This is a genomic window from Janthinobacterium sp. SUN033 (genome assembly GCF_030397595.1).
In the GTDB taxonomy this organism is placed as follows: domain Bacteria; phylum Pseudomonadota; class Gammaproteobacteria; order Burkholderiales; family Burkholderiaceae_D; genus Janthinobacterium; species Janthinobacterium kumbetense.
Genome location: NZ_JAPQNV010000001.1, coordinates 989,045 through 1,010,355, shown reverse-complemented (window position 1 = coordinate 1,010,355; position 21,311 = coordinate 989,045). Strand labels below are relative to the sequence as shown.

Here is a 21,311-nt window from a genome sequence, read left to right as displayed (position 1 = left end):
TGCGCCCACGCGGGCCTATGCTAAAGTGTTGCTCTCTTCTCAAGCGAATTCCAGCATGCCTACCTCCTTGCCCTCCTCCCTGATCGCCACCGCCCTGCTTGCCTCCGCCCACGGCGCCGTCGCCGCCCCCATGAGCCTGGACGATTACCTGGCCCTGAACGGCCCCCCGCCCACGGCGCAGATCGCGTATGGCCCCGCGCCGTCGCAATATGCGCAGCTGTTCCGGCCCGACGGCAGCGGACCGTTCCCCGTCGTCGTGCTCGTGCACGGCGGCTGCTGGACGGTGGCCTTCGGCGGCATCCAGCAGATGCGCAACGTGGCCGGCGCCCTCGTCGCGCAAGGCATCGCCGTGTGGAATGTGGAGTACCGGCGCGTGGACGAGCCGGGCGGCGGCTATCCGGGCACCTATGAAGACATGCACGCAGCGCTCGACAGCCTGCAGCAGCACGCGCCCCAGTACCAGATCGACACGAGCCGCATCCTCGCCATGGGCCACTCGGCCGGCGGCCAGCTGGTGCAGTGGATCGCAGGCAGGGAAAAGCTGGCCAAGACCAGCCCCCTGTATCGCGACCAGTTCCTGCCAGTGAAAAATATCGTCAGCCTGGGCGGCCTGGCCGACCTGCGCCATGAAAAGGAATTGATCAAGACCAGCTGCGAGCGCGACATTGCCCAGTTGGCAGGCAGCGCCAGCACCGAGCGCCCCGACATCTACAGCGACACCAACGCAGCCGACCTGATGCCCAACGGCAGCCGCACCGTGCTGGCCACGGGAGAACTGGACACCATCTCCCCGCCCCGCGTCGCGCACGACTATGCGGCCAGGGCAATCAAAGCCGGCGACCATGCGGAAGTGCTGATTTTGCCCGGTGCCAGTCATTATGACGAGATTGCGGCGATGTCGAATGCGTGGCGGATGATTTTGCCGGTGGTTCGGGGGATGTTGGGGATGAACGCGCAATGATGACAGTGCTGCTTGAAGAACAAGCGGCTAAGCAGATTTCTGAGGGGCGCGATCACTGACGCTGGAGCAAGTGTGGTCGCAAAAGCCCGGGGCAGACATTCCGCTATTCGGGCGCGTTCCTCGATTCGATTTTCATCCTGAGCCGCTCCCGATTCCTCCCAACCGCACCTGTATCAATTCCAGCAAAGCCCGAACCCGCGCAGTCACGGAATGCCGATGGCTGTACACGCCAAGCAATTGCAGCGGCGCAGGACACAGGTCCAGCGGCACTTCCCGCAAGCGGCCGGCGGCAATATCTTCCTGGCATGGATCGGCCGCCACTATCGCGAAGCCAATGCCTTGCCGCGCGCCCGCCAATGCCAGTTCTCCGCTGTTGACACGATAGCGGCTACGCACGGATACCTTCACGATTTCGCCTGTGGCGTCGAGAAACTGCCAGGGCTGGCCCTTCAACGCGCTCAAGGTGGTAATGCAAGGCAATGACCTGAGTTCGCGCACGTGGCGCGGTATTCCAGTCTTGGCTAGCAGGGCGGGCGCCGCGACCACGATGCTGGGCAGCGTAGCGAGTTCGCGGGTGATGAAGGTACTGTCATCCTGGCGCCCACGATGGAAGACGATGGACAGGTCCATGTCTTCCCGCAGAGCTTCCAGACCGGTCAGGCGCGTGTCGCATTCCAGTTCGATGCCGGGATGGAGGCTACAGAATTCGGCCAGGATGGGCGCTAACAGCCTAGGCGCTTCGCCTGGCATGCACATCCTTAGGGGGCCGCGCAGTTCACGCTGCACTGCGCCAAGCTCTTCCTCAGTGGAGAGTAAGGCGTCGAGCAAGGGTTTTGCGCGTTCGTAGAGTAGCCTGCCAGCTTCCGTCATGCGCAGGTGGCGGGTGCTGCGTTCCAGCAAGCGCACGCCCAGCGTGCGTTCCAGCGAAGCGACGTGGCGGCTGACGTTGGATGATGGCAGGGTCAGCAGGCGTGCCGCGCCGGCAAAGCTTTGTTCATCGACGACCGCCACGTAGACGCGGACGGTATTCAAGTCGAGGGCATTGCGCATGATTATCCCGATTAAGGTATGAAAGCTGCCCATTTTCACATACTAGCGCTCGACAGTGGTGGAATCTAAGATACCGTCTCGTCCGATGGATCGCCGCCGGCGGTGCGTCGGGACGGATTGAATAGGAGAGCTTCAGCATGGAAATCGGAATACTTGGCGCCGGCATTGCAGGCTTGAGCGTGGCGCTTGCATTGAGCAAGCGGGGCTACAGTCCCCGGGTATATGAGCGCCGGACGGGGCCTGCGACGATGGGGGCTGGCGTTACGCTCTGGCCCAACGCCGGCTTTGTGCTGGAGGAACTGGGGCTGCTGCAAGACATCGCTGCAGTGGCAGGCCGGCCAGTCGCAATGCACCGTCAGGATGCCGCGGGCAATTCTTTGGGGGGCATCGATATTGCGCTGCTGGACCAGATGATGGGACATCCGACCCATACGATATTGCGCCGGGACTTGCAGGCGGTACTGCTGGATCATGCGGCACAGGCCGGGATCCCGGTAGAATTCGGGCATCGGGCGGTGGCGATCGACCTCGATGCTGGCGGCAAAGCCGTGGCGCGGTTCGAAAACGGGGCAAGCATTCGTCCGGATCTGCTGATCGGCGCCGATGGCCGCATGGACTCGGTGGCACGCCGGTTCGTTGCGGGGGACAACACGCCAGTGTATCAGGGCTTCGTGAACTGGGTCGGTGTGGCGCAGGGAGAGAGTGCATTGGTGGACGATATCGCGATTCAGGATTATTGGGGGGCCGGTGATCGCTTCGGTTGCGTGGCGGTTCGGCCGGATCTGGTCTACTGGGCGGCGGCGCAGGCACGGCCATTACCGGGGGCGGCGCCCGCAGCGGATATGCGTAAGGAGATTGAAGATCTGTTTGCGCGATGGCCGGAGCCTGTCACCCGCATCATCCAGGCGACACCGGCGCATGCGATCCGACTGATTGCCGTGCACGACCTGGAGCCGCTGCACACGTGGAGCCGGGCCAATGTGCTGCTCGTGGGGGATGCGGCGCACGCGCCGTTGCCGACATCTGGCCAGGGCGCTTGTCAGGCGCTGGAAGACGCCTGGCATCTGGCGCGCTGTCTGCTTGGGACGGACGGCAGCCTCGATGCAGCCTTGCTGCGCTTCGCGCAGATCCGCGGGCCAAAGACCGCAAAGCTGGCCGAGCAGGGCCGCGTTTTCGCGCGCGGTCTGTTTGCCACTGATCCTGAAACCTGCCGCATTCGCAATGAGCGCGCCAAGGCGTCCGATCCCTTGCGTGACGTGCATGCCTTGGCAGCAGGATGGGCGCAGGGTTTGCCGATGGCCGGCTGCACGGACGGCACGCCGACGGACAGCGTTGGCTCCGGCAGTCTGTACCGCCTCTGAAAGACTGCAATTTAGACACCGCATGGCGTCTCCGGCCGCGAGACGCCTCACTATTGAGCGAACCGGGCATTTTCGGACTGAATCGCCATCAGTAGCTTAGGCTCTCCTGATCCATACTTCTTGAAAGATGAAAACCCGATGGATCGTGGTATGGCCTGCGTGTCCTGTTAGGCACCTGGTGCGCAATCTCGTAGCAGCCTGATCCAATGCCGAGATCGGGTCTGGCCTGTCTTTCTCCCCTGCCCTGCAGAGACTCATGCCACGCGTGAGCATAAGCTACTTGAGCTTCGGCAGGTCCGTGCATTAACGTTCCCGCGGCAAAACGCCTTGCGACGGTAATCTTGGGCTTCGTGTGTCGCGGAGCAATCGATTCGAGTTATCTCTCGCATCATTTCCACTCTGCAACGATGCATTTAAGTTAAAGTGTTGCGTTGATCGATTAAATCCGCAACAGCAACCGGCCAGACGCGGTCTTCTATCCCATCCTTAAAAGACACAAGGTACTCTGAAAAAATGGATAAGCTCACTGTAGTTTTGGTCGATCCACCAGATGAAGAAGCCGCGTCAGTTACTCTGCGCAGCGAGAAAGGTAAGCTCGTCGTGTTTTGCCATCCGTGCAGCTTAGAGGCCGGCGACGTTATCGAAAATCGCTTATCGGTTCTAGATGCAGATGTCCACGCCACATACCTGGCTGACTGGCCAGAAAGCGAAAAAGAGGCATTGCCTACGGAGTGGATTGAACGTACCGGACATTACGCATATCGTGGGCGCGGGCATGTGCTCGATCATGGGGACGGTCTGGTCGAGGTACAAGGATTTATTATCGACATGGGTGCAGTATGCGTCGGTCACGTCGACTTCGAAATCAGTCGGCTTGATTTAAGCACCTGACTTCTTCGGTGGAGATTCTGATCTTTTTCATTGAAATTGTTTTCTCCAGCACGGAGCCTGTCGACGACGGCAACCGGCCAGAAGCGGACAGTCGGCAATTGACCAATAAAGCTTTACTCAGAAAGTCAGCATGTCTCACCGTGATCCTTTTGATGTTATTTCATCCACCGTTGATCTGGATGATCCGGTAGAGCACGGTGATGCTCAACGCTTTATGGTTAACGCTTTGGCTCGGGTGATCGAATGTCTACCCGTTACCGCGCAGTCTTCTGTTTTGGCTGCTAAACGATATCTTGAGGGCGCGGCAACGGATAGCGAGGCCATAGCTGTCCGGGTGAGGCTTTGGGAGACCATCCGAGGACGCGATATGTCGGATGACCCTGAGGTGTTGCATATCAGAACCACGATTTGTGCGCTGCACGGCATGGACGCTGAAGCACCTTACGACAAGTTGGAATACTTTCTGTTTTTTTGGGAGCGCAGCGGCTTAAGCATGGTCGAGCTAGCTGGAGCTATGTTCGACACATACGGCGTTGTTTATCACGACGCTTAATCGGCTGCGGTGGCATATGTCGAATGCGTCAGATCTATGTCTGCTTCGGGCGAAAGCAGACCTTCCTCATCCGCAAACTGGCAACGACAGCAAGAACCCGCCCCCGCCCCAAACCAAGGCTCCCCGGGCCCAGCGGGCCTGAAAAATGGCCAGGGCAAGGCGCGCGGGCGAAGGCAGTACGCATGTACGGCGAGCCCAAGCAACGCAGTCATGGGCATTTTCTCAGGCCCGCGACTCCGGCCCGCTGTTCTTAAATATTACTGAACACGCGCCAGGTACTGGGCCAGCTGGGCGAAAGTAGCCTTGAATCCCTCCTTCATCGACTCAAACCCCTGCTTAAAAGTCTCATGCTGCTCATCCGTGGCCTTATGCGGCGTCGACCGCAAGGTCATCGTCGTCTTGCCGTTTTCCTCCGTGAGGGTCATGGTATTGAACGACTCCAAAGGCCATGTCGCGCTGACCGGATGCTGCGCCGCATTGCCCTGCTTGTCGGCGAATGACAAAATCGACACGATCTTTTCCGGCGCTTCGATCGCCTGGTAGGTGAACTTGCCCCACATCTCATAGCCATTGTCGGCGCGCATGCCGTAGTGGAAAATGCCGCCCGGCTGCAAATCCAGCGCCAGCACGCTCAATTCGAAGCCGACGGGGCCCCACCATTGGGCCAGGCGCTCCGGCTCCACCCACGACTGGAATACCAGTTCGCGTGGCGCGTCGAAAGTTTGCGTGATGACAAAGTCGCTGCTGTCGCGGTGCTGTCCGTCCTGCTTCTGTTCTGCGGTGGTCATGGCGGTCTCCTCAGGGTGATGGTCTGGCACTAATGTACCAGCGGCGCAGATAAACGGGAAGGCCTGTACGCCTGTCAAACCAGCATGCTAAAATATTAGTTAGATACCTAACCATTAGACGACTCACCTTATGACTTCTATCGAAGAGCGCTTTTCCGCCGCCCTCCACAAGACGGCGCGCGGCTGGCGCCATGCCATCGACCGGCGCCTGAAAGACCTGGACCTGGGGCAAGCAAGCTGGATGTGCATCGCCATGATCGCCAAGTCGCCCCAGCCGCCTTCGCAAAGCGAACTGGCCCATCAATTGGGCGTGGAAAACCCCACCATGGTGTCGATGCTGGACCGGCTCGTGAAATCGGGCTTCGTGCAGCGCCAGCCATCGGAAACGGACCGCCGTGTCAAGCTGGTGGTGCTGACCGAGGCGGGCATGCAGGTGTATGACACCGTGCGCAAGGAAGCGGATGGTTTCCGCAAGGAACTGCTGCAGGGCATTGATCCTGATCAATTGCGGGCCGCCACCGAACTGCTGGAAGCGTTACAGGCGGCCACGGAGAAATCCGCATGAGTTCGGCCACAGCCGGCGCCACACCGGCGCTGCCCGCTTCACAGGACCCCAGCCTGAACCGGCGCATGATCACGATTTCGATCATGCTCGCCACCATCATCCAGGCGCTCGACGGCACCATCGCCAACGTCGCCCTGCCCCACATGCAAGGCAGCCTGTCCGCCTCGCAAGACCAGATCACCTGGGTACTCACCTCCTTCATCGTCGCCGCCGCCATCGCCACGCCTCTGACGGGCTGGCTGTGCGACCGTTTCGGCCAGAAGAACACCTTTCTCGTTTCCGTGGCCGGTTTTACGCTCGCTTCCGTGCTGTGCGGCCTGTCCGGCACCCTTTCCGAGATCGTCGCCGCCCGTCTGCTGCAGGGCGTGTTCGGCGCGGCCCTCGTGCCGCTGTCGCAGGCGGTCTTGCTCGACATCAATCCGCGCGAAAAGCACGGCTCGGCCATGGCCATCTGGGGCATGGGCGTGATGATCGGCCCCATCCTCGGCCCCACCCTGGGCGGCTGGCTGACGGACAGCTACAGCTGGCGCTGGGTCTTCTTCATCAACATCCCCATCGGCGCCATGGCTTTCTATGGCATCTGGCGCTACATCCGCAAGGACCCGCCGAACCGCCGCATGAACTTTGACATGTTCGGCTTTGCCACCCTGAGCCTGTCCATTGGCGCGCTGCAGATGCTGCTGGACCGGGGCGAGCAGAACGATTGGTTTTCTTCCACGGAAACGTGGATCGAAGCCATCGTGCTGGCCATGAGCTTGTGCTACTTCGTCGCCCATACGGCCTTGCGCCCGGCCGGCAAGTCCTTCCTCGACTACCGGTTGCTGAAGAACTCGAACTATGTGAGCGGCTTGCTGTTCATCTTCATCGTCGGCATGGTGCTGTTCGCTACCCGCGCGCTGACGCCGTCGATGCTGCAAGGCTTGATGAACTATCCGGCGGCCATCGCCGGCCTCGTGACGGCGCCCAGCGGCCTGGGCACGATGCTGGCCATGCTGATCGTCGGCAGGCTGACGGGCAGAATCGATACGCGCATCCTGCTGGGCGTGGGCTTTTCGATTACCGCGTTCTCGCTGTGGCAGATGGCCAATTTCACCCTGGACCTGGTGCCGAAGACCGTCGTGTGGAACGGCATCATCCAGGGCATCGGCCTGGGTCTCGTCTTCGTGCCGCTGAGCGCGGCCACGTTTGCCACCCTGTCGCCGCAGATGCGGGCGGAAGGCACGGCCATCTACAGCCTGGTGCGCAATATCGGCAGCAGCATCGGTATCGCCCTCGTGCAGACCTTGTTGGTGCGCAATACGCAGATCGCCCATGCGTCCCTGACGGAACACGTCAACATCGCCAACCCGGCCCTGCATGACCCCGCCATCGCCGGCGTCTACAACTTGGGTACGGCTTCCGGCATGGCGGCGCTGAATGGCGAAATCACGCGGCAGGCATCGATGATCGCCTACCTCGACGACTTCTGGCTGATGATGTGGCTGACCATCCTCGTGCTGCCGCTCTTGCTCCTGATCAAACCACCGAAGAAGAATGCGCCCGTCGTGGTCGACCACGCGGCCATGGAATAACCCTCATGCACACACCTATGAAACTCTCCCTGCGCATATTGGCGCTAAGTTTGGCCCTGGCCGGCTGCGCCAGCATCCCGCCCGACACGCAGCAGTTGCCGCAGCAAGACCTGGCCACGATGCAGCTGGCGGCCGACATCCACCTGGCCAGCGAAGGCTGGCCCGCCGCCCTGTGGTGGCGCCAGTTCCAGGACGCCCAGCTGGACCAGCTGATTGAAAGCGCCCTGTCCAGCAGCCCGAACCTGGACGTGGCGAATGCCCGCATCGGCTCGGCCCTGTCCGCGTTCGATGCCCAGCATGCGCAGCGCGGCCCCAGGATCGACCTGGGCGCGAATGCCAGCCGCCAGCGCTATTCGGGCAATGGCCTGATGCCCGCCCCCATCGGCGGCAATTACTACAATGAAACCACCGTGGGCGTGCAAGCCCATTACGACCTCGACTGGTGGGGCAAGCACAAGGCGCAGATCGCGGCCAGCCTGGGCGAAGTCAACGCGCGCCGCGCCGAATATGCGATGGCGGAGCAGATGCTGGCCGCCGAGATTGCCCGCCACTACTTCAGCATGCAAAATGGCTGGGCACGCATGGATAACCTGCATGCGCTCGTCAAGCTGCAACAGCAGTTGGTGCTCGACAAGGAAAAGCGCATCGCCAACGGCCTGGGCGTCAGCGACGACCATTTGTCCGCGCAAACGCGTTTGAGCTTGCTGCAACAGCAGATCGCCTTGCTGGAAACGCAAGTCGTCACGGAACGGGAAGCCTTGCGCGCCCTGCTCGGTGCGGATGCCTCGGCCCTGGCCAGTCTGCAGCCGAGGCAGGCCCAGACGCTGCCGCACGCTCTGCCCGGCAAGCTGGGCATGGAATTGCTGGCGCGCCGGCCCGACTTGCAGGCGGCCCGCTGGCGAGTCCAGGCAGCCATGAGCACGATCGAGGCGGCGCAAGCCTCGTTCTACCCCGATATCGACCTGGGTGCCTCGTTCGGCCTCGATGCGATCAAGCTGGGCAAGCTGCTGCAGTCGGGCAGCCGCACCCTGTTCATCGGGCCGGCCCTGTCGCTGCCCCTGTTCGACAGCGGCCGCCTGCAGGCGCAGCTGGCTGGAGCGCGCAGCGAACGCAATGAGTTGATCGCCGACTACAACCAGAACGTCTTCAATGTCGTGCGCGACGTGGCGCAGGCGGGCGCCAGGGTGCAGGGCGTGGAAAACCAGCTGCGCCTGCAGCAGGAAAACCTGCGCGCCAGCGAAGCGCAGTTGCGCAATGCGAATGCGCGCCTCAAGCAAGGTCTGGCCGACCGCGCCACGCAACTGAATGCGGAAATGACCGTGCGCGGCCAGGTGGACCTGGGTATGCAGCTGCAAAACCAGCGCCAGGATGCGGAAATCAACCTGACCGTGGCCCTGGGCGGCGGCTACCGTGGCAGCAGCGATTTCGCCGCCGGCGCCGACACCGCCCCCCCCAAACAATAACCAACGATTACGGAACACATCATGAGCAGCGATACCACCTCCACCTCCGCACCCACCGACAACCCGGGCAAGCGCAAGACCGTCCTTATCGCCATCACGGCCGCCTTCCTCGTCGCTGGCGCGGCCTGGGCCGCCTACTATCAACTGGTGCTGTCCAGGGAAGAAGTCACGGACAATGCCTACGTGGGCGGCAACCTGGTCACCCTGTCCGCGCAAGTGACGGGCAATGTCGACGCCATCCGCGCCGACGAGACGCAAATGGTGAAAGCGGGCGCCCCGCTGATCACCCTCAATGCCATCGATGCGGAGCTGGCCCTGAGCCAGGCCGAGGCACGACTGGGCAACGTCGTGCGCCAGGAGCGCGAACGCTATGCGAACGTGGCGCAGTACGATGCCGTCATCGAGCAGCGCCGCCTGGCCCTGGCCACGGCGCAGGGCAACCTGGCCCGCCGCGCGCCGCTGGCCGCGGACCAGACGATCTCGGGCGAAGACCTGGCCCATGCGAAACAGGCCGTCGACGATGCGAAAGCAGCCTTGACGGTGGCGCAGCGCCAGGCCGAGTCGGCCAAATCGGGCGTTGCCGGCGTCAGCCTGGCCAGCCATCCGGCCGTGCTGTCGGCCAGGGGCGACGTGCTGCAGGCGTGGCTGGCCGTGCGCCGCAATGCCGTGGTCGCGCCCGTTTCGGGCTATGTCGCCAAGCGCAGCGTGCAACTGGGCACGCACGTGACGCCGGGCACGCCCTTGATGTCCATCGTGCCGCTGGATCAATTATGGGTCGATGCGAACTTCAAGGAGTCCGAATTGCGCAATATCCGTGTGGGCCAGGCGGCCACCATCGAAACAGACTTGTATGGCAGCAAGGTGGTTTACCACGGCAAGGTGCTGGGCATGTCGGCCGGCACGGGCAGCGCGTTTTCCCTGCTGCCGGCGCAAAACGCCACGGGCAACTGGATCAAGGTGGTGCAGCGCGTGCCCGTGCGCATCACGCTCGACCCGAAGGAACTGGCCGCCCACCCGCTGCGCATCGGCCTGTCGACCACGGTGACGGTCGATACCAGCCATGGCGAAGGAGCCACCCTGGACCAGCCGATGGTGGCCAGCACGGTCTACACGACCCAGGCGCTGAGCCAGCCCGTGGATGAGGCGGAGAAGATGGCGGACGCCATCATTGCGCAGAACTCAAGCCACTGACGCCTACTTCGCCTTCCCCGCCGCCGCCACCTGGTCCAGTATATGCTTGGGCACGGCCGCATAGTGTTTGAATTCCATCGTGTAGGTGGCGCGGCCCTGGGTCAGCGAACGCAAGGTGGTGGAATAACCGAACATTTCCGCCAGCGGCACCAGGGCCTTGACGATGCGTCCCGCGCCGCCGGGAATATCGTCGACGCCCTGCACCATGCCGCGCCGCGCCGTCAAGTCGCCCATGACGTTGCCCATGAACTCTTCCGGCGTTTCCGCCTCCACCTGCATCATCGGTTCCAGCAGCACAGGATGGGCCTTGCGCATGCCATCCTTGAAGGCGATGGAGCCGGCCATGCGAAACGCGTTTTCGTTCGAATCGACGTCGTGGTAGGAACCGAAGGTCAGCGTCGCCTTGACGTCGACGACCGGATAGCCGGCCAGCACGCCCGACTTCAAGGTTTCGACGATGCCCTTGTCGACGGCCGGGATGAATTCGCGCGGCACCACGCCGCCCTTGATGGCGTCAACGAATTGATAACCGGTGCCTGGCGGCAAGGGTTCCAGCTTGAGCACCACGTGGCCGTACTGGCCCCGTCCGCCCGATTGCTTGACGAACTTGCCCTCGATATCGTCCACCGCGCGCGTGATGGTTTCCCGGTACGCCACTTGCGGCTTGCCGACATTGGCTTCCACGCCGAATTCGCGCCGCATGCGGTCAACCAGAATTTCCAGGTGCAACTCGCCCATGCCCGACATGATGGTCTGGCCCGATTCCTCGTCCGTATGCACCCGGAACGACGGGTCTTCCTGCGCCAGGCGGTTCAGGGCGATGCCCATCTTTTCCTGGTCAGGCTTGGTCTTGGGTTCGACCGCCTGGGAAATCACGGGTTCCGGAAAGATCATCTTTTCCAGCACGATGATGTGGTCGATGGCGCACAGGGTGTCGCCCGTGGTCACGGCTTTCAGGCCCACGGCGGCGGCGATGTCGCCCGCATACACTTCCTTGATTTCCTTGCGCTCGTTCGCATGCATCTGCAGGATGCGCCCCAGCCGCTCGCGCGCGCTCTTGGTGGGGTTGTAGACCATGTCGCCCGAATTCACCACGCCCGAATACACGCGGAAGAAGGTCAGCTGCCCCACGAACGGGTCCGTCATGATCTTGAAGGCCAGGGCCGAGAAATGCTCGTCGTCCGTCGGGTGGCGCTCCACCTCGATGTCGTGCTCGTCGTGGCCCATGATGGGCGGCACTTCCATCGGCGACGGCAGGTATTCGATGACGGCGTCCAGCATCGCCTGCACGCCTTTGTTTTTAAAGGCGCTGCCGCACAGCATGGGCACGATTTCATTGCGGATGGTGCGCGCGCGCAAGGCCTGCTTCAGCTCCGCTTCCGTGAACGTATCGCCATTCAGGTAGCGTTCCGTCATCTCCAGCGTGGCTTCGGCCGCCTGCTCGACCAGGTGCTCGTGCCACTCCTGCGCCTGCGCCAGCAGCTCGGCTGGAATCTCGCCATAGCTGAACTGCACGCCCTGGCTGGCGTCGTCCCAGGTGATGGCGCGCATTTTCAGCAAGTCGATGACGCCCGTGAAATGCTCTTCCGCGCCGATGGGCAGCTGGATGGGCACGGCCACGCCCTTCAGGCGCTCGGCGATCTGCTTGCGCACGCGCAAGAAATCCGCCCCCACCCGGTCCATCTTGTTGATGAAGGCGATGCGCGGCACATGGTATTTGTTGGCTTGCCGCCAGACGGTTTCCGATTGCGGCTGCACGCCGCCCACGGCGTCGTAGACCATCACGGCGCCGTCGAGCACGCGCATCGAGCGTTCGACCTCGATCGTGAAATCCACGTGGCCCGGCGTATCGATGATGTTGATGCGGTGTTCGGGGAAGTTGCCGGCCATGCCTTTCCAGAAGGCCGTGGTGGCGGCCGAGGTGATGGTGATGCCCCGTTCCTGCTCCTGCTCCATCCAGTCCATGGTGGCGGCGCCGTTGTGCACTTCGCCGATCTTGTGATTCACCCCCGTATAGAACAGGATGCGCTCGGTGGTGGTGGTCTTGCCGGCGTCGATATGGGCGCTGATGCCGATGTTGCGGTAGCGCTCGATAGGTGTTTTGCGGGTCATCACAATCTCCATGGCTAGCCCGGCGCGCCAGTGTCAGCACCGGTTTTCCAGTGTAGCAGACATCGATTTGGGCGGCACGGGTGACTGGTTTTTACCATGCGTACAACACTGTTACCCCCGCGCACGTCTGGCGGACGGGGCAATCGAGGTATTCCGCTATACTTTCAAAGCTATTAATCCAACAAAGATTAATCAGGATCAAGACGCACGGTGATTTATCGTGTAAGGCGACGCCGCCGGCATGCAGCCCAGGTGCGCACCGAACGACATGCCCCACTCAGCCTATGACTATCCGACTAAGAAAAATAATTCTCTCTTCCCTGCTGGCGTCGCCGGCACTGGCCATGGCCGGCGAACTGGAACAGCAAATGCAGCGTTGCGCCGTGCTCGGTGACGCCAGCGCCCGCCTCGGTTGCTTCGACACCCTGGCCAAGGCGGCGGAAAAGGCCACCATCGCCGCCGGCGGCGATCCCGCCACGGCGGCGGTCACCCTGGCGGCAGCCGCCGAAGTCGCCCCCCTCACGTTTGTCAGCCCGCCTGGCGTGGCCACGCCGGACGCCGTCAACGCCGCCATTCCGGCCATCGCGCAGGCAGGCGCGGCGCCGCCGGAAGCACCAATTTCGCGTACGCAACAGTCCTGGGAGCTGAACGACGCCTCGAAGCGGGGACTGTTCAACTTCCGCCCGCACCGCGACACCTATCTGTTGCTGGCCAATTACAGCGACGCGTCGAATGACGAACCGTTCCAGGATTTCACGCCGGCCGGCATCAAGAGCCAGCACGTGGAATTGACGTTCCAGCTGAGCTTCAAGATGAAGCTGCTGGAAGATATCGCCGGCACGCCCATCGACATGTGGTTCGGCTACACGCAGCAAAGTTTCTGGCAGGCATATAACCGCAAGGCGTCGAGCCCCTTCCGCGAGACCAATTACCAGCCGGAACTGATGCTGGTCATGCCCATCAACAAGAATTTCGCGGGCGTCGAATTCAATTACCTGAACTTCGGCCTCGTGCACCAGTCCAACGGCCAGACGTCGACCCTGTCGCGCAGCTGGAACCGCGTGTATGCCGAGCTGGGCATGGAGAAGGATAACCTGGCCGTCGCGGCGCGCGTCTGGCACCGCCTCGACAATAGCGCGGTCGACAATGACAATATCGACATCACCGATTACCTGGGGCATGGCGACTTGCGCGTGAGCTATCGCAACAAGGGGCACGAGTATGCGGTGACGGCGCGCCGCAATTTCAGCAAGAAGCATGGCTCCATGCAGGCAAGCTGGGCTTTCCCTTTGAAGGCCAACCTGAAAGGCTATCTGCAACTGTTCTCCGGCTATGGCCAGAGCTTGATCGACTACAACTATTCGCAGAAATCGATCGGTGCCGGCTTCATGGTTGACCTGTAAGCGGCACCTCAATGACAAATGGCGCCGAGGGCGCCATTTTTTATGGGAAAACCAGTTTAGCGCCGCCCGCCGCCCAGCACGCGGGCCGGCAGCATGACGATGGCGCGCAGCAATTCGAACACGCCTTCCACGCCGATGCCGATCAAGCGGAATGGCAGCAACAGCAGCCAGGCCAGCGGATACAGCACGAGGGCCAGCAAGGCCAGGGGCCAGCACACCAGCAAGAGCAGCAGCCACAGCACGAATCCCAGCATTGCGTTCCCCCTAGAATGAAATGTGCGGAGCAAGCCGTGCTTGCCCCGCTACCGTGACAGCACTATAGTAAAGCGCCGCGACGGCGGCAACGGCCATGCGATGAACTGCGTGCTGCGGGGATGAACGGTACGAAAACGGGAATGAACGGGGCTTATTGACCGACGCAAATCACTTTCGTGACGTATTCATGCGCATTCGGCTTCTTGCTGGTGGCCCATTTGATGGCCTGGTTGGCATCTTCGATGGTCATGACGGTGGCCTTGTCCTTCGACTTGATGAAGGACACGCCTTCAAACACGCCTTCCTTGCTGCGCATTACCTTGGCAAACACGGGCGGCCTGGTCTCGCCATCGCTGATTTTGTTCTGTTGCACGAGGTAACGCTGATCGATCTGTTCCATGATAGTAAAGCTGTCCAGTGGGTAAAAGACGAAATATACCCTGAATGGACAAACGCCGCAGGATGAAATCGCTGCGGCGTTGCCTTGATTCGGTTTCGAACGGCTGACAAAACCGTAGCGAGCGGCAGTGAGTTGTGGCTAAGAAGCGCAACCGTACTCCAGTACGGTGAGCATCGCAGGCCGCAAATCGCGACGCGCAGCAGGTTTGGTCGGCTGGTCAGGCGTAGACGGCGCTCTGTGTCACCGGCTGCAAGTTGACGTCATAGATGACCTGCGCGCGGATCGACGCTTCCAGCGAAGGAATCGAGCCGCCCGCGCGGTACTGGAAAGTCACCTGCAGCACGTCGCCCGCCTTCACGGCGACCGGCGTGGCCAGCGGCAAGCACATGTAGTGGTTCAGCCAGTCGATGGTGGTCGAACGCTCGGGCACGACGGCCAGGATGTTCTTGGTGACGAAACGCAAGGCGTTCAGGGTGCCGCTGCGCTCGACGACAAACTTGCCGTCGAAGCCGAACACGCTGTCCGTCGGCTGGCTGAAGTCGATGATGCTGTACACGGAAGGCGGCGCCAGTTCCTGCACGCCAGGGTGGATGGCCGTGGTTTCCTGGAATTGCACGATGGGCGCATAAAAACCCTCGAAATCGTATTCCTGCTGCATCGGCTGCACGGCCATGATGACGGCTTCGGGCAGGAAGATGGGCAGCGGGCCGCCGAAACGGGCCAGGTAGCGGCGCTTGAACGATTCGATCACTTCCACCTGTTTTTCGCGCAGCATGCCGACATGGATCATTTCGCAAATGACCACATCGACGGGCTCCGGCGGCAGGTATTCGAAGGCGTCCGCGTGGACGACCTCGACTTTTTCACCGTTGGGGTTGAGCGCCAGCATCTTGCGCGCTTCCTTGACCATGTCCGGATTGAATTCCACGCACCACACCTTGTCGGCGCGCGCGGCCGCAAACCACGACAGCACGCCCGTGCCGCCGCCCAGTTCCAGCACCTTCATGCCGGGTTTTACCGCGTAATCGATCGCCGACTTGAACCCGTGCATGCGGTTCTGGTCCATCAACATATTGTGGTGGTAATGGACGGGGATAAATTGCCCCAGGTAACAACTCTCGATTTCTCGTTCATTCAGCATGTCTGTCCTCTTGGAGCCTGGCTCCGATGGCCGATCGGTTTTGTCATTCCAGAAAGCAGTGATATCGCACGGGCTGCGCGAGGGGCGGCGACAATACAGCCGGCGCCTGACGGTGATGTGATGACCCATGCGACGTATCTCCTGATTAATGCGACACAATCATTATCGTTAATCGGCAGGGAGAACAAAGGGCTGAGGTGAGAGGCAATTCCATGCCAGTTTCAGCGCTGGCATGGAAAGTATTGAAATTAAAACATTACTTGCGGGCTGCGCGCGCCTTTTGTGCCGCTTCGATGATGGCGACCACGCCGGGCTTGTCGCCCGCCTGGGCGAACTGCACGGCCGTCCAGCCATGGTCGCTTTTCAGGCTGGCGTCCGCGCCCCAGGACAGCAGCAGCTTGACGGCACCCTCCTGCCCTTCGCGGGCGGCAAACATCAGCGGCGTGATATTTGCGGGGGCGCGCGCATCGACCATGGCGTCGCGGTCGAGCAATATCTTCATGATGGGCAAGTCGCCAGCCGAGGCCGCATAGTGCAGCGCCGTCCAGCCGCTCTGGTTGACCTTCGCGCCCTTGGCCAGCAAGGCGTTCACGGCGTCCTGCTTGTGCTTGTAGGCGGCCATCATCAGCGCCGTATTGCCGTTGGCCGAACGGGCTTCGATGTCGATGCCGGGCGCGTCGAGCAGCACCTGGAACACCCGGTCCGCATCGTCGCGCAGGGCCAGCACGAGGGGAACGTCGCCCCGCTGCGCGTCAGGCTGGTTCGGATTCATGCCGTCAAGCAGCATGCTGCGCACGCCGCTGACATTGTTGACGGAGACGGCGCGGAAGAAAGCGTCCGGTTCCGGCGCCGCGTGGCTGGCCGCCGCGCAGCACAGCAGCATCGCCAGCGCGAGTTTTTTCATCATGTCTGACCTTAAGAAGTTATGGCAACTGATTGAATAACTTGAAGAAATTATCCGTCGTCTGGCGCGCCACCTGGTCCAGCGGAATGCCTTTCAAGGTCGACAGGTATTCCGCCACGTGGGCCACATAGCCGGGTTCGTTCATGCGGCCGCGGAACGGCACGGGCGCCAGGTACGGCGAATCCGTCTCGATGAGGATGCGCTCGAGCGGCACTTCCAGGGCCACGGCCTGCAAGTCTTTCGCACTCTTGAACGTGACGATGCCGGAAAAGGAAATATAGAAGCCCATGTCGATGGCGGCGCGCGCCACTTCCAGGGATTCCGTAAAGCAATGCATGACGCCGGCCACGCCGCCGTCGGACACGCCCGCACCCTCTTCGCGCATGATGCGTATGGTGTCTTCACTGGCCGCCCTTGTGTGAATAATCAAGGGCTTGCGCGTGATTCTTGAAGCTTTGATGTGAGTGCGGAAACGCTCGCGCTGCCACTCCAGGTCGCCCGTCAAACGGAAATAGTCGAGGCCCGTCTCGCCGATGGCGATGATCTTCGGATGATCGGCCAGGCGGACCAGGTCTTCCACGGACGGTTCAGGCGTGTCCTCGTAATCGGGATGCACGCCGACGGAAGCAAAGATATGCGGATACTGCTCGGCCAGGGCCAGCACCTGTGGAAAGTCCGGCAAGTCGACGGACACGCACAGCGCGTGCGTCACCTTGTTCTCGGCCATCTTGGCCAGGATCTCGGGCATGCGAGCAGCCAGCTCGGGGAAATTGATATGGCAATGGGAATCGATATACATAAGGCGGGATTGTACCGGAGCACGGGAAAACTGGCAGGGGGAAGGTGCAAATTCCTACTGCCGCCGACTGCTACCGCGTGGTTCGCCTACTGCCCCTGCGGCGCCTGCCACAGCTCCACCTTGTTGCCTTCGGGATCGATGACCCAGCCGAACTGGCCATATTCGGAATCGGGCGCCTTTTCCAGCACGTTGCAGCCCTCGTCGCGCAGGGTTTGCAGCAGCGCGTCGAGGTCGTCGACGCGATAGTTGATCATGAAGGAGGCCTTGCCGGGCGCGAATTGCTCGCTGTCCTTGGCCGCGACGGACCAGATGGTGGTGCCGGCACCGGGTTTGCCGTCGGCGTCCGTCCAGGTGAAGGCGGCGCCGCCCCACGGCTGCACGTCCAGGCCCAGGTGGCGCTGGTACCAGGCGCGCAGCGCGGCCGGGTCTTGCGCGTGGAAAAAGATGCCGCCGATGCCAGTGACTCGTTTCATTTGACGCCTCCGGTGCAGCGCTGCCGCGTGGTTTGCAAGGATGACTGACTGTAACACCGCGTTCCCGGCATGGCAAACGGACCCGGCCTGGGGAAGCGGCCAGCCTTGACTTGCATGGCTAGGCGAAAATATTATCAAGATGTATAGTGGCTTGCCGGAGTGCAACCATGGGGTTGCGCGCGGAACCGTGGAGAGTGTTCATGCTGAAAGTTGCCGGCCCTTTGATACTGCTGGCCTGCCTGGCCCTGACAGCGCATGCGCAAGACAAGCGCGATGCGCCGAAGGCCATCCCCGATGCCGGACTGTGCCAGCCCGTCTGCGCCTCGGCGCGCCAGGATTGCCGCGCACAAGCGCAAGGCGCCACGGAAAACGATACCAGCCCCGTGCTGTTGATGAAGCCGAGCAGCAATCCCTATGTTGCCGCTGGCAAAGAAGCCGGCGCCCAGTCGCAGCAGTTGCGCCCGACGGAGGCCGAAGCCTTCCGCGCCCGGCGCGCCAAGCGCCAGCAAGCGTGCGAAGTGCAGTACCGCAGTTGCACGCGCACCTGCGGCTAAGTCATTCCAAACGGGCAAAAAAGCGCACAATCCGGATTAACTTGGCAGCGCAAGTGTTTGATTTTATTGGCAACTGGATGCGTAGTCGAGCAGCATGTCTTCCAGGAACAGCTTGGGCGACAGCGGATGCTCGGCAATCGCCCGGCGTTCGTTGGCAGCCTTGATGGCGGCCATCAAACGGCTCACGTTGATGCGTCCCGCCAAGGCTTCCAGTTCGCGCCGGTGGCGCGGGTAGTAGCGGATGGTGCCGGACAGCTTGACTGAAAACACGTCGTACAGCCAGCGCTGCAAGGAAGCGACCAGCGGCGCCAGCGGCGCTTTCTGCAATTTATCGGCCGCCTTCAGGGCCGCTTCCACGCCAGGGTTAGCCAAGACTTGCAGCAATTGTTCCGTTTCTTCGCGGCCGCCCGATTCGGACTGGGCCAGCGCGGCCAGCGGCGCGCCGCCCTGCTCGCGCAGCCAGCTGTCCGCATCATTCAAGCCTTGTTGCTTGAGCCACGTCAAGGCTTGCTCATGGCTGGGCATCGGCAAGGCAAATTTCCTGCAGCGCGACAATATCGTCGGCAGCAGCCGGTCCAGGCTGTTCGATGCCAGCAAGAACAGGGTGCCCGGCGGCGGCTCTTCCAGCGTCTTCAGCAAAGCATTTGACGCGGGCGTGTTCAGCGCCTCGGCCGGGTACAGCACCACCACGCGCAAGCCTTGGCGGTGCGTGGAAATGTTCATGAAGTCGGCCAGGTTGCGGATCTGCTCGATCTTGATGTCTTTCGATGGCGTCTTGGTCTTGGCGCTTTTCTTCGCGCCTTCGCCCTCTTCGCCGTCGTCCGCCACGTCGTCTTCCAGCGCTTCCGGACGGACCCGGCGGTAATCGGGATGGTTGCCCTGGCTAAACCAGCCGCACGAGGCGCAGGCGCCGCAGGCATGGCCGTCGGCGCGCACGTCTTCGCACAGCAATGCCTGCGCGAAATGCTCGATGAAGTCGGCCTTGCCGATGCCCTGGGCGCCATGGAACAGGATGGCGTGCGGCATGCGCGGGCGCAAGGCTTGCAATTGCTGCCAGGCGTCCTGTTGCCACGGATAGAGAGAAGTCGTCATTTTATTCTTTGCAAATCAACACGTTGCGATGCTTTTCTCAAGTAAAACATCAAGCAGCTGCGCCAGTTGTACTTGAATATCGGCAATGCTTTGCGTGGAATCGATGATGCGGAAACGCTGCGGGAACTGGGCCGCGCGGCGCAGATATTCGTTGCGCGTGGCGGCGAAGAAGTCCGATCGCTCCTGCTCGAACTTGTCGAGCGCACGCGTGGCGTCCAGGCGGGCACGGGCGACGGCCAGCGGCACGTCGAACAGGAACGTCAGGTCCGGCTGCAAGTGCGGGTGCACCCATGCTTCCAGTTGCTCCATCTTGCGCAAATCCATGCCCCGTCCGCCGCCCTGGTAGGCAAAGCTGGCATCGCTGAAGCGGTCGGAAATGACCCATTCGCCCCGTTCCAGCGCGGGCGCGATGACTTGCGCGATGTGTTCGCGGCGGCTGGCGAACATCAGCAAGGCTTCCGTTTCCAGGTGCATCTTTTCATGCAGCAGCAGTTCGCGCAGCTTTTCGCCCAGGCTGGTGCCGCCCGGTTCGCGCGACGAGACTAGGGTCACGCCCCGCTGCTGCAGGTAGTCGGTGACAAAGCCGATATGCGTCGACTTGCCCGCGCCATCGATGCCTTCGAAGGTGATGAAACGGGGTTGATAGTGTGGTGTCATGAAGCTTCTAGTTTGAAATAATTAACGCTGGTATTGATTCACGGCGCGGTTATGGTCGGGCAAGTTGGCCGAGAACTGGCTGGTGCCGTCGCCGCGTGCGACGAAATACAGCGCCTGCGTGCGGGCCGGCGCCAGCGCCGCCGTCAGCGATTGCGCGCCAGCCAGGGCGATCGGCGTGGGCGGCAAGCCGCCGCGCGTATAGGTATTGTACGGGGTGTCCGCTTCCAGGTCGCGTTTGCGGATCTTGCCCTGGTAGTTGTCGCCCATGCCATAGATCACGGTCGGGTCGGTCTGCAGCAGCATGCCTGTCTTCAGGCGGTTGACGAACACGCCGGCGATCATGGCGCGCTCGGACTTTTGTCCCGTTTCCTTTTCCACGATGGAGGCCATGATCAGCGCCTCGTACGGGTTTTTATACGGCAAGGCCGGATCGCGCTTGTCCCACGCTTCGGACAGGCGGCCGATCATGGCCGCGTGCGCCTGCCTGAAAATCTGCATTTCGCTGGCGCCCTTGGCGAACAGATACGTATCCGGGAAGAACAAGCCTTCCGGCAACACATATTCCGGGCTGATCTTCGCCATCAGTTCCTTGTCGGACAGGCCCACGGTATCGTGCTTGAGACCGGCATGGTTGGCCATGGCCATACGCATCTGCTTGAAAGTCCAGCCTTCGATGATGGTCAGCGATTCTTGCGCGAACTCGCCGCGCGCCAGTTGCGTGATCAAACGCTGCGGCGTGGTGCCCGGTTTCAATTCGTAGGAACCGGCCTTGATCTTCGACGTCTTGCCTTCGATGCGCGCCAGCATGTTGAACAGGATGGGCACGATGGGCACGCCCGCGTCCGCGATCTGCTGGCCGGCCGCATGCGCGCCGCTGCCCGGGCTGATCGTAAACGGAATCGCGTCGCCGTCCGTGGTGATGGGCTGCTGCGCCCAGTACACAAAAGTACCACCGACGCCGATGGCGGCGATGACCGAGCTGACTACAAGTTTTTTAAAGAAAGCCATTGTTCCGATTCTTGTGATGCGGGCGCTGATGGCCAACGTCCGCTTGTTATGATCGTTCATTTGTGAAGCAAGTGCGCGCAAAGCGGCGCCAACACTGGCAATCTTGCCGCTGCCGACGC

The 21,311-nt window shown here is 61.8% G+C and carries 22 protein-coding genes; 10 read left to right on the top strand and 12 right to left on the bottom strand.

Annotation, left to right across the window (positions count from 1 at the left end; translation table 11 throughout):
* The first annotated feature begins 55 nt into the window (after window positions 1-55).
* The gene (locus OX460_RS04735; protein WP_289897852.1) at window positions 56-961 is read left to right on the top strand and encodes an alpha/beta hydrolase; all 906 of its coding nucleotides are present in this window, start codon (window positions 56-58) and stop codon (window positions 959-961) included.
* 132 nt (window positions 962-1,093) lie between these two features.
* On the opposite strand, the gene OX460_RS04730 is transcribed toward OX460_RS04735, so the two are convergent.
* Window positions 1,094-2,011: a LysR family transcriptional regulator gene (locus OX460_RS04730; protein ID WP_289897851.1), complete on the bottom strand. Its 918-nt coding sequence runs from the start codon at window positions 2,009-2,011 to the stop codon at window positions 1,094-1,096.
* Window positions 2,012-2,148: 137 nt separating this feature from the next.
* Between OX460_RS04730 and OX460_RS04725 the strand changes: the two genes are divergently transcribed.
* The 3 genes from OX460_RS04725 (at window position 2,149) to OX460_RS04715 (ending at window position 4,816) form a co-directional block, all read left to right on the top strand.
* On the top strand, window positions 2,149-3,372 hold the full coding sequence (locus tag OX460_RS04725; protein WP_251348646.1) for an FAD-dependent monooxygenase: 1,224 nt from the start codon (window positions 2,149-2,151) through the stop codon (window positions 3,370-3,372).
* Between the two features lie 513 nt (window positions 3,373-3,885).
* Window positions 3,886-4,263 carry a hypothetical protein gene (locus OX460_RS04720; protein ID WP_289897850.1) on the top strand — a complete coding sequence of 126 codons (378 nt, stop codon included), beginning with the start codon at window positions 3,886-3,888 and terminating at the stop codon, window positions 4,261-4,263.
* A 130-nt stretch (window positions 4,264-4,393) separates the two neighbouring features.
* On the top strand, window positions 4,394-4,816 hold the full coding sequence (locus OX460_RS04715) for a hypothetical protein (RefSeq protein WP_251348644.1): 423 nt from the start codon (window positions 4,394-4,396) through the stop codon (window positions 4,814-4,816).
* 257 nt (window positions 4,817-5,073) lie between these two features.
* Here OX460_RS04715 and OX460_RS04710 read toward each other — a convergent pair whose 3' ends face one another.
* Window positions 5,074-5,604 (bottom strand): SRPBCC domain-containing protein, encoded by a 531-nt coding sequence (locus tag OX460_RS04710; RefSeq protein ID WP_289897849.1) that lies wholly within the window; start codon window positions 5,602-5,604, stop codon window positions 5,074-5,076.
* Between the two features lie 130 nt (window positions 5,605-5,734).
* Here OX460_RS04710 and OX460_RS04705 point away from each other — a divergent pair, with 130 nt between their 5' ends.
* From OX460_RS04705 to OX460_RS04690, 4 genes are read left to right on the top strand one after another with little or no spacing between them, the layout of a single operon-like run.
* A complete protein-coding gene (locus OX460_RS04705) occupies window positions 5,735-6,169 on the top strand; it encodes a MarR family transcriptional regulator (RefSeq protein WP_152280889.1) in 435 nt (144 codons plus the stop codon).
* The gene (locus OX460_RS04700) at window positions 6,166-7,740 is read left to right on the top strand and encodes a DHA2 family efflux MFS transporter permease subunit (RefSeq protein ID WP_289897848.1); all 1,575 of its coding nucleotides are present in this window, start codon (window positions 6,166-6,168) and stop codon (window positions 7,738-7,740) included. Before OX460_RS04705 ends, OX460_RS04700 begins: the two co-directional genes overlap by 4 nt.
* 17 nt (window positions 7,741-7,757) lie before the next feature.
* Window positions 7,758-9,203 carry an efflux transporter outer membrane subunit gene (locus OX460_RS04695; RefSeq protein ID WP_289897847.1) on the top strand — a complete coding sequence of 482 codons (1,446 nt, stop codon included), beginning with the start codon at window positions 7,758-7,760 and terminating at the stop codon, window positions 9,201-9,203.
* Between the two features lie 21 nt (window positions 9,204-9,224).
* Window positions 9,225-10,394: an HlyD family efflux transporter periplasmic adaptor subunit gene (locus tag OX460_RS04690; RefSeq protein WP_289897846.1), complete on the top strand. Its 1,170-nt coding sequence runs from the start codon at window positions 9,225-9,227 to the stop codon at window positions 10,392-10,394.
* 3 nt (window positions 10,395-10,397) lie between these two features.
* Here the strand turns inward: OX460_RS04690 and fusA are convergent, their stop codons facing one another.
* Window positions 10,398-12,506, bottom strand: a complete 2,109-nt coding sequence (gene fusA / locus OX460_RS04685; protein WP_289897845.1) for an elongation factor G — start codon at window positions 12,504-12,506, stop codon at window positions 10,398-10,400.
* Between the two features lie 284 nt (window positions 12,507-12,790).
* Between fusA and OX460_RS04680 the strand changes: the two genes are divergently transcribed.
* Entirely contained in the window at window positions 12,791-13,909 is a 1,119-nt protein-coding gene (locus OX460_RS04680) for a phospholipase A (protein ID WP_289897844.1), read from the top strand.
* A 56-nt stretch (window positions 13,910-13,965) separates the two neighbouring features.
* On the opposite strand, the gene OX460_RS04675 is transcribed toward OX460_RS04680, so the two are convergent.
* From OX460_RS04675 to OX460_RS04650, 6 genes are all read right to left on the bottom strand, one after another.
* Entirely contained in the window at window positions 13,966-14,163 is a 198-nt protein-coding gene (locus OX460_RS04675; RefSeq protein WP_034784591.1) for a hypothetical protein, read from the bottom strand.
* A 152-nt stretch (window positions 14,164-14,315) separates the two neighbouring features.
* A complete protein-coding gene (locus OX460_RS04670) occupies window positions 14,316-14,564 on the bottom strand; it encodes a hypothetical protein (RefSeq protein WP_092708370.1) in 249 nt (82 codons plus the stop codon).
* A gap of 217 nt (window positions 14,565-14,781) precedes the next feature.
* Entirely contained in the window at window positions 14,782-15,705 is a 924-nt protein-coding gene (locus OX460_RS04665; protein ID WP_099667907.1) for a methyltransferase domain-containing protein, read from the bottom strand.
* 256 nt (window positions 15,706-15,961) lie between these two features.
* Entirely contained in the window at window positions 15,962-16,612 is a 651-nt protein-coding gene (locus OX460_RS04660) for an ankyrin repeat domain-containing protein (protein WP_289897843.1), read from the bottom strand.
* 16 nt (window positions 16,613-16,628) lie between these two features.
* The gene (locus tag OX460_RS04655; RefSeq protein ID WP_077404693.1) at window positions 16,629-17,408 is read right to left on the bottom strand and encodes a TatD family hydrolase; all 780 of its coding nucleotides are present in this window, start codon (window positions 17,406-17,408) and stop codon (window positions 16,629-16,631) included.
* An 86-nt stretch (window positions 17,409-17,494) separates the two neighbouring features.
* A complete protein-coding gene (locus tag OX460_RS04650; protein WP_289897842.1) occupies window positions 17,495-17,881 on the bottom strand; it encodes a VOC family protein in 387 nt (128 codons plus the stop codon).
* A gap of 200 nt (window positions 17,882-18,081) precedes the next feature.
* On the opposite strand from OX460_RS04650, the gene OX460_RS04645 reads away from it, so the two are divergent.
* The gene (locus tag OX460_RS04645) at window positions 18,082-18,435 is read left to right on the top strand and encodes a hypothetical protein (protein WP_289897841.1); all 354 of its coding nucleotides are present in this window, start codon (window positions 18,082-18,084) and stop codon (window positions 18,433-18,435) included.
* A 63-nt stretch (window positions 18,436-18,498) separates the two neighbouring features.
* Here the strand turns inward: OX460_RS04645 and OX460_RS04640 are convergent, their stop codons facing one another.
* The 3 genes from OX460_RS04640 to mltG are packed head-to-tail and all read right to left on the bottom strand — an operon-like array spanning window position 18,499 to window position 21,192.
* The gene (locus OX460_RS04640; RefSeq protein ID WP_289897840.1) at window positions 18,499-19,527 is read right to left on the bottom strand and encodes a DNA polymerase III subunit delta'; all 1,029 of its coding nucleotides are present in this window, start codon (window positions 19,525-19,527) and stop codon (window positions 18,499-18,501) included.
* 15 nt (window positions 19,528-19,542) lie between these two features.
* Window positions 19,543-20,184 carry a dTMP kinase gene (tmk, locus tag OX460_RS04635; RefSeq protein WP_289897839.1) on the bottom strand — a complete coding sequence of 214 codons (642 nt, stop codon included), beginning with the start codon at window positions 20,182-20,184 and terminating at the stop codon, window positions 19,543-19,545.
* A gap of 21 nt (window positions 20,185-20,205) precedes the next feature.
* On the bottom strand, window positions 20,206-21,192 hold the full coding sequence (mltG, locus tag OX460_RS04630) for an endolytic transglycosylase MltG (protein WP_289897838.1): 987 nt from the start codon (window positions 21,190-21,192) through the stop codon (window positions 20,206-20,208).
* Between the last annotated feature and the right edge of the window lie 119 nt (window positions 21,193-21,311).

Coding starts and splice junctions, on each gene's coding strand:
- OX460_RS04695 (WP_289897847.1), top strand. CDS start 7,758: ATGAAACTCTCCCTGCGCATATTGGCGCTAAGTTTGGCCCTGGCCGGC.
- OX460_RS04715 (WP_251348644.1), top strand. CDS start 4,394: ATGTCTCACCGTGATCCTTTTGATGTTATTTCATCCACCGTTGATCTG.
- OX460_RS04670 (WP_092708370.1), bottom strand. CDS start 14,564: ATGGAACAGATCGATCAGCGTTACCTCGTGCAACAGAACAAAATCAGC.
- OX460_RS04690 (WP_289897846.1), top strand. CDS start 9,225: ATGAGCAGCGATACCACCTCCACCTCCGCACCCACCGACAACCCGGGC.
- fusA (WP_289897845.1), bottom strand. CDS start 12,506: ATGACCCGCAAAACACCTATCGAGCGCTACCGCAACATCGGCATCAGC.
- OX460_RS04680 (WP_289897844.1), top strand. CDS start 12,791: ATGACTATCCGACTAAGAAAAATAATTCTCTCTTCCCTGCTGGCGTCG.
- OX460_RS04665 (WP_099667907.1), bottom strand. CDS start 15,705: ATGCTGAATGAACGAGAAATCGAGAGTTGTTACCTGGGGCAATTTATC.
- OX460_RS04650 (WP_289897842.1), bottom strand. CDS start 17,881: ATGAAACGAGTCACTGGCATCGGCGGCATCTTTTTCCACGCGCAAGAC.
- tmk (WP_289897839.1), bottom strand. CDS start 20,184: ATGACACCACACTATCAACCCCGTTTCATCACCTTCGAAGGCATCGAT.
- mltG (WP_289897838.1), bottom strand. CDS start 21,192: ATGGCTTTCTTTAAAAAACTTGTAGTCAGCTCGGTCATCGCCGCCATC.
- OX460_RS04735 (WP_289897852.1), top strand. CDS start 56: ATGCCTACCTCCTTGCCCTCCTCCCTGATCGCCACCGCCCTGCTTGCC.
- OX460_RS04730 (WP_289897851.1), bottom strand. CDS start 2,011: ATGCGCAATGCCCTCGACTTGAATACCGTCCGCGTCTACGTGGCGGTC.
- OX460_RS04675 (WP_034784591.1), bottom strand. CDS start 14,163: ATGCTGGGATTCGTGCTGTGGCTGCTGCTCTTGCTGGTGTGCTGGCCC.
- OX460_RS04660 (WP_289897843.1), bottom strand. CDS start 16,612: ATGATGAAAAAACTCGCGCTGGCGATGCTGCTGTGCTGCGCGGCGGCC.
- OX460_RS04720 (WP_289897850.1), top strand. CDS start 3,886: ATGGATAAGCTCACTGTAGTTTTGGTCGATCCACCAGATGAAGAAGCC.
- OX460_RS04705 (WP_152280889.1), top strand. CDS start 5,735: ATGACTTCTATCGAAGAGCGCTTTTCCGCCGCCCTCCACAAGACGGCG.
- OX460_RS04645 (WP_289897841.1), top strand. CDS start 18,082: ATGCTGAAAGTTGCCGGCCCTTTGATACTGCTGGCCTGCCTGGCCCTG.
- OX460_RS04700 (WP_289897848.1), top strand. CDS start 6,166: ATGAGTTCGGCCACAGCCGGCGCCACACCGGCGCTGCCCGCTTCACAG.
- OX460_RS04725 (WP_251348646.1), top strand. CDS start 2,149: ATGGAAATCGGAATACTTGGCGCCGGCATTGCAGGCTTGAGCGTGGCG.
- OX460_RS04640 (WP_289897840.1), bottom strand. CDS start 19,527: ATGACGACTTCTCTCTATCCGTGGCAACAGGACGCCTGGCAGCAATTG.
- OX460_RS04655 (WP_077404693.1), bottom strand. CDS start 17,408: ATGTATATCGATTCCCATTGCCATATCAATTTCCCCGAGCTGGCTGCT.
- OX460_RS04710 (WP_289897849.1), bottom strand. CDS start 5,604: ATGACCACCGCAGAACAGAAGCAGGACGGACAGCACCGCGACAGCAGC.